A 12,342-nucleotide genomic window follows, 5' to 3' on the forward strand; every position below is an offset into this window, starting at 1 on the left:
GCGGGGTCGGAGAGCGCAGGGCGTCGCTTCGAAGACCGCATGGGCGGATGGTCCTGTCGGGTTCGGGTCCGAGTCGGAGGATCTCGACCGGCGCAGGGGCGTGCCGGCAGGGCGGACCGGGGCATGGGCCGCTTCAGGGGGTGTCTCCCACGGTATGGGATGCGACTGGGAGATCACAATCACGTGTTGGGGTGACAGAACGGTGTGTCTACTTCTGTACCCCGAGTGTGCGTCGTCGAGCGGACCGGTTCGCTCGCGACACGCACTCCTGCTCGAGTCACGCGTCGCGTCGCGTGGGTCGAGCCGGGATGCGTGTCACGACGACGTCATCCTGCAGTCGACCGCACGGGGGCCGCCCGACGGACGCCGGGGCAGAGGGTCGTCCGGGAGGCTGGGAGCATGAGCACCGCGATCGACAGAGCGACGGCCCCTGAACGCAGCCGCAGCCGCGACCGCGCGGCGCTGGCAGGGACCGCGGCAGCCGTGGTCGCTGCCGGAGTCGCCGTGAAGCTGGGCGTGCCGGGCCTCGCCGGAGACATCGCAGGATCGGCCCTCTACACGGGGCTCCTCTTCGTCCTGGGGGCGTTCGTCGCGCCGCGAGCGCGCGGTGCCGTCCTGGCGGCCGCAGCGTTCGGGATCTCGGCGGCCGTCGAGATCCTGCAGCTCACGCCTCTGCCTGCGGCGGTCGACGCGGTCGTCCCGGCGGCGCACTGGGTGCTGGGCAGCACCTTCGCCGCGACCGACCTCGTCGGATACGCCGTCGGCGCCGCCCTTGCCCTGGGCGCGGACGTCGTCGTCGCCCGGGCCCGCCTCCACAGCCGTCGCCACCGCCGTCACGGCACCCGCCGTCCCGCCCGCCACGGCTAGGGTGAGGCGATGCCGACCCCGACCCCGACGCCCTCCCCCGCGACCGCCCTCGTGACCGGCGCCGGCAGCCCCGGAGGCATCGGCTTCGCCGCCGCCCGAGCGCTCGGCGCGACCGGTTGCCGCGTCGTCATCACCTCGACGACCGAGCGGATCCACGAGCGGGTCGACGAGCTCCGCGCGGAGGGCGTCGACGCCACCGGACACATCGCCCGGCTGGACGACGAGCGGGCGGTCGACCTCCTGTTCGAGGCTCTCGGCGCCGACGACCGCCTCCCCTCGATCGTCGTCAACAACGCCGGCATGATCACGGTCGGCGACGCCGACATGGAGTCGGGCGACGCCCTCGTCCCGCTCGACTCGTGGAACAGGTCGCTCGCGGTCAACCTCACGACGGCCTTCCTGACGACCCGCGCCGCTCTGCCGGCGATGAGGGCCGCAGGATGGGGCCGCATCGTCAACGTCTCGAGCGTCACCGGGCCCGTGATGGCCTCCCTCGCGGACGTCGGCTACGCCGCGGCCAAGGCGGGCATGGTCGGCTTCACCCGGGCGGTCGCGGTCGACGAGGCCCGCCGCGGGATCACCTCGAACGCCGTCGCCCCCGGCTGGATCGCCACCCCGTCGCAGCTTGCGAGCGAGGAGGTCGAGGGCCGCATCGTCCCCCTCGGCAGGAGCGGCACCGCCGACGAGGTCGCCTCGGCGATCGCCTGGCTGGCGTCGCCCGGCGCCTCCTACGTCACGGGTCAGGTGATCGTGGTCGACGGCGGCAACAGCATCGGCGAGGAGCGCAGGATCAGCCTGCACGACGCACCCCCGACGTGACGACGCCCCTCCTCCTGCTCCTCGCGGGCGCCCTGGCCGGCGTCATCGGCACCGCCGGCGGCATCACCTCCCTCGTCGCCTACCCGGCGCTCCTGGCCGTCGGGATCCCGCCACTCGCCGCGAACGTGACCAACTCGGTCGCGCTGCTCGGCAGCGGGGCGAGCGCCGCACTCCGGGCCCGACCCGATCTGGAGGATCACGCCGCGACCCTCCGCCGCTGGCTCCCTGTGACCGTGACCGTCTCGGCCGTCGGAGCCGGACTCCTCCTCGTCACGCCGAGCGACCTGTTCGACCGCATCGTGCCGTTCCTCGTCGCGGCGGGAGCGGTCCTGCTGCTCGCCCAGCCCCTGATCGACCGGCGACGGGCTCCCGCCGCGAGCGGCATCCCGGCGCGGCGCACGGCCGGGGCCACGGCCGGCATGGCGGGCGTGTCGCTGTACAACGGCTACTTCGGCGCAGGATCGGGCGTCCTCCTGATCGCGGTCCTGCTCCTGAACGGCGAGCCCGTGCTCCACCGGGCGAACGCGCTGAAGAACGTTCTGCTCCTGGCCGCCGACCTCCTCCCCGCGGTGCTCTTCGCCGTCTTCGGGACCGTCGTCTGGTCGGCGGCGCTGCCGCTCGGAGCCGGGGCCGTGGTGGGCGGGCTGATCGGGCCGAGCGTCGCGCGGAGGGTGCCGACCGCGATCCTGCGCGTCGCGATCGCCCTCTGCGGCTTCGCGCTCGCGGTGTACCTCTTCGTCGCCGCGTGAGGAAGGCCGCGGCTGGAGGCCGACGGAACTGCTCAGGTCGACCGCCCGTGTGAGTGTACGATCACTCGCATGTCGACGATCACCCTCTCCACCGCCGAACGGCGCCGCCCCGTGGTCGCCGACGCCGCCCTGACGGCCTTCGCGCGGGGCGGGTACCACGGCACGACGATCGCGGATGTCGCGGCCGAGGCCGGGATCTCGCCCGCGTACGTCTTCAAGCTCTTCTCCGGCAAGGACGCCCTCTTCGTCACGGCCCTCGAGCTGTGCTTCGAGCAGATCGGTGCGGCGCTGGCGCGCGGAGCCGACGGCGCAGCCGACCAGTCGCCGACGGGCGTCCTCGACGCGATGGGCGGCGCCTACGCCGATCTCGTGCGCGACCGGACGCTCCTCCTCCTGCAGGTGCACGCCCAGTCCGTCGCCGAGATCCCCGAGATCGGCCAGGCCCTCAGGACGGGGATCGGTGCCGTGACCTCGTTCGCCAAACGACGCTCCGGCGGCGACGACGAAGCCGTGCAGCGCTTCATGGCCTACGGCCAGCTCTGCCACCTGCTCGTCACGGCGGGTATCGACGACCAGGCGGGAGACTGGGCCGCGATCCTGAGTCGCGGCATCCGCCACCCGGACTGATCGGCGGAGCCGGACCGCCGCGCCGCCCGGCCCGAAGAACCGATCGCCGACGCACGGAAGCGCAGGATCGCCCGGACGCGGTGTGCGTCCGGGCGATCCTGCGTTGTCCGGGTCAGTGGCGCTCCCCCGCTGCGAAGCCGGCCACGACCGCGGCCACGAGCGCGATGCCCGCGGCGCCCAGGAAGAGCCACGAGAAGCCGCCGGTGAGGGCCACGGGAGTCGCTGCTCCCGCGTGCACCAGGGCCTCGGTGCGGGCGGCTGCGATGCTCGAGAGGACGGCCAGGCCGAGCGCACCGCCGATCTGCTGACTGGTGTTCACCAGGCCTCCGGCGAGCCCCGACTCCCCGCCCTCGACGCCGTCGACCGACAGCTGGGTCGTCGTGACGAAAGCGCCGCCCATGCCGATGCCGATGAGCAGGCTGGGGCCGAGCAGCTGCGCGACGAAGGTCGCGTCGGACGGTGCGGCCGCGAGCCAGACGAGCCCTGCGGCGAGCAGGACGAGGGATCCGATCAGCGTCGCCTTCGCCCCGAGACGTCCGATGAGAGCCGGAGCGAGACCCGCCACCACGACCAGGGCTCCCGCGAGCGGCAGCTGGGTCAGCCCCGTCGTCAGAGCGTCGTAGCCGAGGACGGCCTGCATGAACACCGACAGCGCGAAGAAGAGGGCGACCATCGCCGCGCCGAGGAGCAGCACCACGATGTTGCCGATGCTGAGGTTGCGGTTCGCGAACACGGTCAGCGGAACGAGCGGCTCGGCGGTCCGTCGCTCGATGACGACGAAGGACACGGCGAACGCGACGGCAGCAGCGGTGAGCACGAGGGTGAGAGGAGCGGACGCGCCGGCCTGCTGGACCGCGCTGAGGGCACCCACGGCCGAGACGAGTGCGCCGGTGATCGTCGCGGCGCCCGGCATGTCGAGTCGGCCGCTCGTGCGCGTCTCGTCGCGGCTGATGAGGAACGGGATCGTCGCCAGGACGAGGAGACCGATCGGCACGTTGACGAAGAACACCGACTGCCATCCGAGGGTCGCGGTCAGGACGCCGCCGAGGAGCACTCCGGCCGCGGAGCCGATCCCGGCGACCCCGCCCCACACCCCCAGCGCCTTCGTCCTGTCGCCGCTCTCCGGGAAGAGATGGGTCAGCAGCGCGAGCGCCGCCGGGGCGAGGAGCGCCGCCGAAGCGCCCTGGACCGCACGAGCACCCAGCAGCATCCCGCTGCTGGCGGAGAGTCCGGCGAGCGCCGACGCGCTGATGAAGCCCACGACACCGAGGAGGAACACCCGGCGGTGCCCGTAGCGGTCGGCCAGACGACCGCCGAGGAGGAGAAGACCTCCGAAGGGGAGGACGTAGGCGGTGATGACCCAGGCGAGGGCCGCCGTCGACATCCGCAGCTGGTCGCCGAGCACCGGAAGTGCGATGTTCACGATCGAGGCGTCGAGGACGACGAGGAACTGAGCGAGAGCGAGGACGCCGAGGGCGAGCCAGCGGCGAGAGCTCCGGGGAGGCGCAGGCGAGACGGGAGAGGAGAGCGGTGCGGTCGTGGTCATGGGAGGCTCCTTCTAAAGAGTGTTCAGTCACTCACTTGCGGGAAGAGAAAGGATTTTTTTGGTCGTCGAGCTCTGGTCGGGCTATGAGTGACTGTACAGTCACTAACCCACGTCATGCAAGGGGAAGAAGAAAAGGCCGGTACTCGCAGCAGCGGGCGGGACTCCGGAGACCCGCCCACGGCTGCGAGCACCCGCCCACAGAGGCCGGCAGAGCTCAGCCGTTCAGTTCAGGTAGCGCCCGAGGAGGCTCAGGTCGGCAGCGCTCGAGCGGCCGTCGGCCGTGTTGGCCTGGTGCCAGTACGGGTAGGGCAGCGGCGTCTCGCTGACCTCGTCGAGTCGCGCGATCTCGGCCTCGGTCAGGACGAGCTCCGACGCGCCGAGGCTGTCGGTGAGCTGCTCCTCCGTGCGCGCACCGACGATCACCGAGGTGACGCCGGGCTTCGCGAGGGTCCAGGCGAGGCCGACCTGCGTGGCCGAGGCGTCGTGATCCTGCGCGATCTGGACCAGCACCTCGACGGTGTCGTAGAGGCGGTCCTCGTCGTAGATGGGAGGCTCGGTCCAGCCCTCGAAGCGGCGCGAGCCCTCGGGGACGTCCTGGCCGCGACGGTACTTGCCGGTGAGGAGGCCGCCCGCGAGCGGGCTCCAGACCAGGATCCCGAGGCCCTGGTCGAGCGTGACCGGGACGAGCTCCTTCTCGGCGTCGCGCGACTGGAGCGAGTAGTAGATCTGCTGGCTGGCGAACTGCTCGAGGCCGCGCTTGTCGGAGGCCCAGAGCGCCTTCATGAGGTGCCAGCCGGAGAAGTTCGAGGCTCCGATGTAGCGGACCTTGCCCGAGCGGACGAGGTCGTCGAGCGCGGCCAGAGTCTCTTCGAGGGGGGTCGAGCCGTCCCAGCCGTGGAGCTGGTAGAGGTCGATGTAGTCGGTGCCGAGGCGGCGCAGGCTGTCCTCGGCCGCACGCACGATGTGGTGGCGCGAGAGGCCGCCGTCGTTGGGGCCCTCCCCCATGCCGCCGCGCACCTTCGTCGCGATCAGCATCTCGTCGCGCTTCGAGCCGAGGGCCTTGCCCAGGATCTCCTCCGAGGCGCCCTCCGAGTAGACGTCGGCGGTGTCGATGAGGTTCACGCCGGCCGCCTGGGCGATGTCGATCTGGCGGCGGGCGCCGTCGACGTCGATGTGGCCGATCGGGCTGGCCCAGCCGGTTCCGGCGAAGCCCATCGTTCCGAGGCTGACAGTGGAGACCTTGAGGCCGGTCTTGCCGAGTTGACGATATTCCATAGTCCGAATCCAACCACTCGGGGCACGGGAGGGCCGGGCGTGGCGGGTCGACCGGGCCGGGCCGACCGGGGCTCCTGCGCGGACGACGGCTGTAGCCTGGGCGGATGGCCGCCACGCTGACGATCCTCGACGACTACCAGTCGGTCGCCCTCTCCTCCGCCGACTGGAGCGAGGTGCAGAAGACCCACGACATCGACGTGGTGACCGAGCACATCGACGACGTCGACGCGCTGGTCGAGCGGCTCCGCGGCAGCGAGATCGTCGTCGCCATGCGCGAGCGCACAGCCTTCCCGGCCGCGGTGCTGGAACGACTGCCGAATCTCAAGCTGCTCGTCACCACGGGCATGGCCAATGCCGCGATCGACCTCGAGGCCGCGAAGGCGCAGGGCGTCGTCGTGTCGGGGACAGAGGGGTCGGGGCGGGAGGTCGCCGAGCTGACGATGGCGATGATCCTGAGCCTCGCCCGCCACATCGTGGCCGAGGACCGCTCGATGCACGAGGGCGGCTGGCAGCACACCGTCGGGGTGCGGCTCGAGGGCAAGACGCTCGGACTCGTCGGGCTCGGCAAGCAGGGCGCCTGGGTCGCCGAGCTGGCGAACGCCTTCAGGATGCACGTGGTCGCCTGGAGCCCGAGCCTCACACCCGAGCGGGCGGCCGAGCACGGCGTCGCCTCGGTCGGCAAAGAGGAGCTGTTCGAGACCTCCGACTTCATCTCGGTGCACGTGCCGCTGAACGACGGCACCCGCGGCCTGATCGGCGCCGAGGAACTCGCCCTCGTGAAAGACGGGGCCTTCTTCGTCAACACCTCCCGCGGCCCGGTCGTCGACGCCGAGGCGCTGCTCATGGCGCTCATGGTCGACACGCTCGCCGGCGCCGCGCTCGACGTGTTCGACGTGGAGCCGCTGCCCGCCGCCGACCCGCTGCGGAAGCTGTCGAACGTGATCCTGCTCCCCCACATCGGCTACGTGACCCGCGAGGTCTACGAGATCTTCTTCGGGCAGAGCGTGGAGGACGTCCTCGCGTTCGTCGCCGGATCCCCCGTCCGCACCCTCTGAGAGGCTCGTCGTGTCGTTCGTACTCCCCTCCCCCGCCGTGCCGAGCGTCGCGGTGGCGGCGAGCGACGACCGCTTTCCGGTGCGCAGGATCCTCTGCGTCGGCCGCAACTACGCCGATCACGCTCGTGAGATGGGTGCCGATCCCGATCGCGAGCCGCCCTTCTTCTTCGCCAAGCCCGGCGACGCCGCTGTCGCTGCGGCCGGCACCGTGCCGTACCCGACGGGCACGCACCGGCTGGAGCACGAGATCGAGCTCGTCGTGGCGATCGGCGTCGGTGGCTCGTCCATCTCGGCGGCGTCGGCGCTCGACCACGTCTGGGGCTACGGCGTCGGCGTCGACCTGACCCGGCGGGACCTGCAGCAGGAGGCGAAGGACGCCCGGCGCCCCTGGGACGTCGCCAAGGGGTTCGACGCCTCGGCACCCGTGTCGCCCCTCGTGCCGGCCCGATCGGCCTTCGGAGGCGGAGCGCCGGATCACGGGAGGGTCTGGCTCGCGGTCGACGGCGAGACCCGGCAGGACGGCGACCTCCGCGACCTGATCTGGCCGGTGGCCGACGTCGTCGCCGCCGCCTCCGAGTGGTGGCGGCTCGCCCCGGGAGACCTGATCTTCACCGGCACGCCCGCGGGCGTCGGGCCGCTGGAGCCGGGAGCCGTCGTGACCGGCGGGGTCGACGGGGTGGGCGGGTTCTCGTTCGTGGTGGGTGACGCGCGGTAGGCGCCTCCGATCACCCGACGCCGCCGCTGTCAAGGCCCGACGCCCAGAGCCCAGGCGGCGTACCGCTGGATGTTCCCAACGAAAGGAACACCCATGTCACGACGCAACACGCTCGTCCGCTCCCTCCACGACCTCGGAGCCGCCGCCTGGTTCGGCGGCAACCTCATGGGCGCCGTCGGCCTGAACGGTGCTGCGGCCGCTGCGAGCGACCCCTCGGAGCGCCTGCGTCTCGCCAGCGTCGGCTGGGCCAAGTGGGCGCCGCTGCAGTGGGCCGGGATCATCTCGCACGGGATCGGCGGCATCGGGCTCATCCTCGGCAACCGGCAGCGCCTCGCCGGCCAGAAGGAGGGCCGGTCGAACACCGTGATCAAGAGCGTGATCACGCTCGCCGCGGTCGGTACCACCATCGGCTCGGGCCTCGCCGGTGCAGCTCAGGCGAAGCACTCCGACGAGCCCGCGAGCGGCGCCACCGAGCCGAGCAGCGAGTCGTCCGAGACGCTGAAGAAGGCGCAGGCGCTGCAGAAGCGCCTGCAGTGGGTGACTCCCGTGCTCGTCGGGATCGTCCTCATCCTGGGCGCTCAGCAGGGCGAGCAGCAGCGCCCTGTCGCCGGGCTCGCCGCGAAGAAGAAGTAGCGCGGGGTCGCGCCGCGAGCTGCCGCGGGTCGCGTGTCGTGGGCGTGGGCTCGGGCCCGGGCTCGGTGGCGTCCCGGGGTGCCCGTCGCGTGCATACGGACGGAGATCCTGCCCCGGCGTACATATGGACGGAGATCCTGCCCTCGCGTACATATGGACGGAGATTGTGCCCCGCTGTGCACATATGGACGGAGATTCTCGGGCGATACCCTTCCGATTCGCATGAAGTCGACGACGAACCGCGGATCTCCGTCCTTATGTACCTGAAAGTCACGGACGACAAAGAATCTCCGTCCATATGCACCGAGAAACCGCACACGGGCGAGGATCTCCGTCCATATGCATGGAGAAACCGCACAGGGGCGAGGATCTCCGTCCATATGCACCAGGAGGCCAGGCACACGCAGAAGGAGGAGCGCCAGCACGGAGCTCAGCGCTCGCGGGGCACCGCCGTCAGCTCGACCACAGCCGCACTCGCCGGCAGCAGCACCGGCAGCTCGATGCCTGCGGTCGCGAGCATCCTGCCGGTCAGGCGCACCGGACGCTCGAGCCAGGCGAGCGGCGACTGGCCCGGGCCGTCGGCTGTGCCGGGCGAGAGCAGCGCGAGCTCGTAGAGCACGTCGGGATCGAGACCCGGCAGGATCACCCGCCCCACCGGCAGCGTGACGCTCGCCGTGCGCTGGGTCAGGACGAACACGGCCTCCGACGCATCGCGCGCGACGATCCCGCGGATGTCGACCGACGGGTCGATCACGTCGGCGCGGACACTGCGGCCGGTGTGGAAGAGACCGCGCTTGCGCTTGTACGTGGCGACCCAGGCGGCGAGCTCGTCGAGGTCGGCCTGCGACAGAGCGGTGAGGTCGGCCTCGATGCCGAGGTGACCGAACAGGGCGACGGCGGCCTGGAACGCGACGGGCGCCGTGCGCCCGGTGGAGTGCGACCGGAGCGACCCGATGTGCTGCCCCATCAGCTCATAGGGCACCAGGAGGTTCGTGTAGGCCTGGTTGTCGAGCCGCTCGAGCGGGTCGATGCAGTCGCTCACCCAGATGCGGTCGGTCCGGTCGAGGATCCCGAGGTCGACCCGCGCTCCTCCCGAGGCGCAGCTCTCGATCTCCACGCCGGGGTGCCTGCGGCGGAGCTCGTCGAGCAGGGCGTAGAGGGCGAGCGTCGACTCGTGCGTGGCGGGACGACCGGTGAGCGGGTGGGCGGCCTCGAGGAGGTCGCGGTTGTGGTCCCACTTGAGGTACGCGATGTCGTTCTCGGCGAGCAGGGAGTCGAGGCGCTCGAGCAGGTACGCGGCGCAGTCCGGGTTCGCCAGGTCGAGGACGTGCTGCTGCCGACCCGACACGGGGAACCGCGGCGCAGGATGCAGGATCCAGTCCGGGTGCGCCCGGGCGAGGTCGCTGTCGAGGTTGACCATCTCGGGCTCCACCCAAAGCCCGAACTCGAGGCCGAGGGCTCGCACCCGGTCGATGATCGGCGCGAGTCCGTCGGGCCAGACGCCCTCGTCGACGTACCAGTCGCCGAGGCCGGCCGTGTCGTCGCGGCGGTGCCGGAACCAGCCGTCGTCGAGCACGAACCGCTCGACGCCGACCGACGCGGCGACGTCGGCCAGCGCCGAGAGGCGGTCGAGGTCGTGGTCGAAGTAGACGGCCTCCCAGGTGTTGAGCGTGACCGGCCGGGGCGACGCAGGATGCTGCGGGCGCGCCCTCAGCTCGTCGTGGATCCGCCCCGCGGCCTCGTCGAGCCCCTCGCCCCAGGTGCCGACGATCCACGGCGTCTCGTAGGTCTGCCCGGGCTCGAGGAGCCCCTCGCCGGGAGCGAGGAGCTCGCCCGCGGTCAGGACCGCGTCGGCCGAAGCGGTGCGGACCGCCGAGATGCGGTGGTCGCCGCTCCAGGCGGGGTGGATCCCGTGGACGGTGCCCGACCGGAATCCGAAGCCGGGCGTGCCCGCCCACAGCAGCAGCGTGGCGTCGGCCCCGGGGCGCCCCCGGCGGGTCGAACGCACGTGCTCCCCCACCGTGAAGGCGTGCCGCTGCGGGCTCCGCTCCTTCAGGTGCCGGCCGGTGGCGTCCAGGATCTCGCGCGCGGTCGCGGGCAGCGGGAACGTCGCCTGGAGAGACGCCACCTGGTAGTCGTCGGCGCCCGTGTTCGTGAGCGCGAGGCGCTGCCGCAGCACGCCGCTCGCACCCAGGGCGACGTCGACCGCGATGCGGAGGCCGGCCGCCGCATCCTGCGCCTCGACGCGGAGCGAGGTGTCGGAGATCTGCGTGCCGGTCACGGAGAAGGCCGGGGTGAAGTCGACGCCGCCGCGCCGCGAGCCGGAGAGGCCGGGCTCGTGCTGCCAGCCCTCGGACTCGAGCGGCAGGGCGGTGGCGCGGGTCGGGAGGTCGATCGCTCCCGAGACCCGCTGCGGCAGGGCCGCCGTGGCGAGAGAGGCGAGCTCGTCGGTGGAGGCCTCGCCGAGGTCGGCGCCCCAGTGCACGATCTTCGGCAGGCTGTCGTCGCTGCTCGAGAGGACGACGCTCGTGCCGCCCGCTCGGAGGTGGACGATTCGGCTGGCGGCGACGGTCATCAGGGCTGCTCCTCGGAAGGGGTGGTCGGGTGACACGGCAGCGGCCGCCCCGGAAGGTTCCCGGTGCGGCCGCCGACTCGTGCGGTGCTGGTGCTACTTGACGGCGATCGACTGCGCCTTGAGGGCGGCGATCGTCTTGGTCTGGCCGGACTTCAGCGCATCGAGAAGGGTACCGTTCCCGCTGATCGCCGAGCCGAAGCCGTCCGACACGTCGGAGTAGGTCTGGGTCATGGTCGGGCCCCAGGTGAACGGCTTGATGTTCTCGGCCGCGGTGGCGAACTCCTTGTAGATGGCCTGGTTGCCGTAGAACTCGACGCCCGAGGTCAGAGCCGGGAGGTCGGCGCCGGTGCTGGAGGCCGGGTACAGGTTGGCCTCCTTGTTGAGAGCGGAGAGCGCCTCGGTGGAGGTGTTCAGCCAGATCAGGAACTTCGACGCCTCGGCGGGGTGCTTGCTGCCCTTGAAGACGACGTTCGACGATCCGCCCCAGGCGGCTGCCGCGTTGTCGCCGGCATTCCACTGCGGCATCGGAGCGACGGCCCAGTCACCGGAGGTCTTGGGAGCACCGCTCGAGATGGTGTTGGCGCCCCAGACGGCCGAGACCCAGGTCCAGTCCTGGCCGGTGTTGTAGGCGTTGTTCCACTGGTCGGTGAAGCTCGGCAGGGTGTTGACGAGCTTCTTCGAGATGAGGTCCTGCCAGTAGTCGGCGACCTTCTTCGAGGCGCCGCTGGTCATGTTGACGTCCCAGGTCCCATTGTCGGTGTTGAACCACTGGCCACCGGCCTGCGAGACGAGACCGGCGAACTGGTTCACGTCGCCCTTGGCGAAGTTGGTGATGTTGCCGCCCTTGGCCTTGATCTTCACGGCCGCGTCGGCGTACTCGGCCCACGTGGTCGGGACGGGGATGCCCGCCGCCTTGAAGAGGTCCTTGCGGTAGTAGAGGGCCATGGGGCCGGAGTCCTGCGGGACCGCGTAGACCGACTTGCCCTCGCCGAAGGTGACCTGGTTCCAGAGGCCGTCAGAGAAGTCGGACTTCGCCTTCGAGATACCGGAGCACGAGCCGATGTCGGCGAGGCCGTCCTGCACGCGGAACGCGGGGAGCGTGTCGTACTCGACCTGCCCGATGTCGGGGGCGTTGCCGGCCTTCAGCTGGTTGAAGAAGTTCTGGTAGGTGCCGCTGTTGCCGTTGGCGACGATCGAGACCTTCACCTGGATGTCCGGGTTCTCCTTGTTCCAGAGAGCGACGACCTTGTCCATGTTCGGGACCCAGGTGGTGAAGTTCAGGGTGACCTTGCCGGAGGAGGCCTTGCAGGCCGCCGCGCTGGTGCCCGAGCCGGAGCCCGAGCCCGAGCCGTTGGAGCTGCTGCCGGAGCTGCAGCCCGCGAGGGCGACGGTCGCCGCCACGGCGACAGCCGCGAGGCCGAGGAGCTTCGATTTCTTCATGTGATTTCCAATCGGGATGCTGCGACCGGGCGAACGCCCGG

At 71.3% G+C, this 12,342-nt stretch carries 11 protein-coding genes; 7 read left to right on the plus strand and 4 right to left on the minus strand.

The annotated features are described in order from the left end of the window. Positions 1-399: 399 nt before the first annotated feature. The 4 genes from ABD733_RS06685 (at position 400) to ABD733_RS06700 (ending at position 3,062) form a co-directional block, all read left to right on the plus strand. Positions 400-867, plus strand: a complete 468-nt coding sequence (locus tag ABD733_RS06685) for a DUF2809 domain-containing protein (protein WP_344794324.1) — start codon at positions 400-402, stop codon at positions 865-867. A 9-nt stretch (positions 868-876) separates the two neighbouring features. Continuing rightward, positions 877-1,686, plus strand: a complete 810-nt coding sequence (locus ABD733_RS06690; protein WP_344794326.1) for an SDR family NAD(P)-dependent oxidoreductase — start codon at positions 877-879, stop codon at positions 1,684-1,686. Continuing rightward, the gene (locus ABD733_RS06695; protein ID WP_344794328.1) at positions 1,683-2,435 is read left to right on the plus strand and encodes a sulfite exporter TauE/SafE family protein; all 753 of its coding nucleotides are present in this window, start codon (positions 1,683-1,685) and stop codon (positions 2,433-2,435) included. The genes ABD733_RS06690 and ABD733_RS06695 overlap by 4 nt, the downstream gene beginning before the upstream one ends. Before the next feature lie 69 nt (positions 2,436-2,504). Beyond that, on the plus strand, positions 2,505-3,062 hold the full coding sequence (locus tag ABD733_RS06700; RefSeq protein ID WP_344794330.1) for a TetR/AcrR family transcriptional regulator: 558 nt from the start codon (positions 2,505-2,507) through the stop codon (positions 3,060-3,062). A 112-nt stretch (positions 3,063-3,174) separates the two neighbouring features. On the opposite strand, the gene ABD733_RS06705 is transcribed toward ABD733_RS06700, so the two are convergent. Continuing rightward, positions 3,175-4,608 (minus strand): MFS transporter, encoded by a 1,434-nt coding sequence (locus ABD733_RS06705; RefSeq protein ID WP_344794332.1) that lies wholly within the window; start codon positions 4,606-4,608, stop codon positions 3,175-3,177. A 222-nt stretch (positions 4,609-4,830) separates the two neighbouring features. After that, positions 4,831-5,883, minus strand: a complete 1,053-nt coding sequence (locus ABD733_RS06710) for an aldo/keto reductase (protein ID WP_344794335.1) — start codon at positions 5,881-5,883, stop codon at positions 4,831-4,833. A 104-nt stretch (positions 5,884-5,987) separates the two neighbouring features. Here ABD733_RS06710 and ABD733_RS06715 point away from each other — a divergent pair, with 104 nt between their 5' ends. The 3 genes from ABD733_RS06715 to ABD733_RS06725 all read left to right on the plus strand — a co-directional run bounded on the left by ABD733_RS06715 (position 5,988) and on the right by ABD733_RS06725 (position 8,286). Beyond that, a complete protein-coding gene (locus tag ABD733_RS06715) occupies positions 5,988-6,938 on the plus strand; it encodes a D-2-hydroxyacid dehydrogenase family protein (protein ID WP_344794337.1) in 951 nt (316 codons plus the stop codon). A 10-nt stretch (positions 6,939-6,948) separates the two neighbouring features. Then, on the plus strand, positions 6,949-7,653 hold the full coding sequence (locus ABD733_RS06720) for a fumarylacetoacetate hydrolase family protein (protein ID WP_344794339.1): 705 nt from the start codon (positions 6,949-6,951) through the stop codon (positions 7,651-7,653). A 93-nt stretch (positions 7,654-7,746) separates the two neighbouring features. Then, a complete protein-coding gene (locus tag ABD733_RS06725; protein ID WP_344794341.1) occupies positions 7,747-8,286 on the plus strand; it encodes a hypothetical protein in 540 nt (179 codons plus the stop codon). Positions 8,287-8,716: 430 nt separating this feature from the next. On the opposite strand, the gene ABD733_RS06730 is transcribed toward ABD733_RS06725, so the two are convergent. Both ABD733_RS06730 and ABD733_RS06735 read right to left on the minus strand, forming a co-directional pair. Then, positions 8,717-10,861: an alpha-galactosidase gene (locus tag ABD733_RS06730; protein ID WP_344794343.1), complete on the minus strand. Its 2,145-nt coding sequence runs from the start codon at positions 10,859-10,861 to the stop codon at positions 8,717-8,719. Between the two features lie 93 nt (positions 10,862-10,954). Next, a complete protein-coding gene (locus ABD733_RS06735; protein WP_344794345.1) occupies positions 10,955-12,301 on the minus strand; it encodes an ABC transporter substrate-binding protein in 1,347 nt (448 codons plus the stop codon). Positions 12,302-12,342: the final 41 nt, after the last annotated feature.

The organism is Frondihabitans peucedani (genome assembly GCF_039537585.1).
GTDB classification, from domain to species: Bacteria; Actinomycetota; Actinomycetes; order Actinomycetales; family Microbacteriaceae; genus Frondihabitans; species Frondihabitans peucedani.

Excerpts from the sequence above, each read along its gene's own strand:
- ABD733_RS06685 (WP_344794324.1), top strand. The coding sequence starts at position 400 with ATGAGCACCGCGATCGACAGAGCGACGGCCCCTGAACGCAGCCGCAGC.
- ABD733_RS06690 (WP_344794326.1), top strand. The coding sequence starts at position 877 with ATGCCGACCCCGACCCCGACGCCCTCCCCCGCGACCGCCCTCGTGACC.
- ABD733_RS06700 (WP_344794330.1), top strand. The coding sequence starts at position 2,505 with ATGTCGACGATCACCCTCTCCACCGCCGAACGGCGCCGCCCCGTGGTC.
- ABD733_RS06705 (WP_344794332.1), bottom strand. The coding sequence starts at position 4,608 with ATGACCACGACCGCACCGCTCTCCTCTCCCGTCTCGCCTGCGCCTCCC.
- ABD733_RS06710 (WP_344794335.1), bottom strand. The coding sequence starts at position 5,883 with ATGGAATATCGTCAACTCGGCAAGACCGGCCTCAAGGTCTCCACTGTC.
- ABD733_RS06715 (WP_344794337.1), top strand. The coding sequence starts at position 5,988 with ATGGCCGCCACGCTGACGATCCTCGACGACTACCAGTCGGTCGCCCTC.
- ABD733_RS06725 (WP_344794341.1), top strand. The coding sequence starts at position 7,747 with ATGTCACGACGCAACACGCTCGTCCGCTCCCTCCACGACCTCGGAGCC.
- ABD733_RS06730 (WP_344794343.1), bottom strand. The coding sequence starts at position 10,861 with ATGACCGTCGCCGCCAGCCGAATCGTCCACCTCCGAGCGGGCGGCACG.
- ABD733_RS06735 (WP_344794345.1), bottom strand. The coding sequence starts at position 12,301 with ATGAAGAAATCGAAGCTCCTCGGCCTCGCGGCTGTCGCCGTGGCGGCG.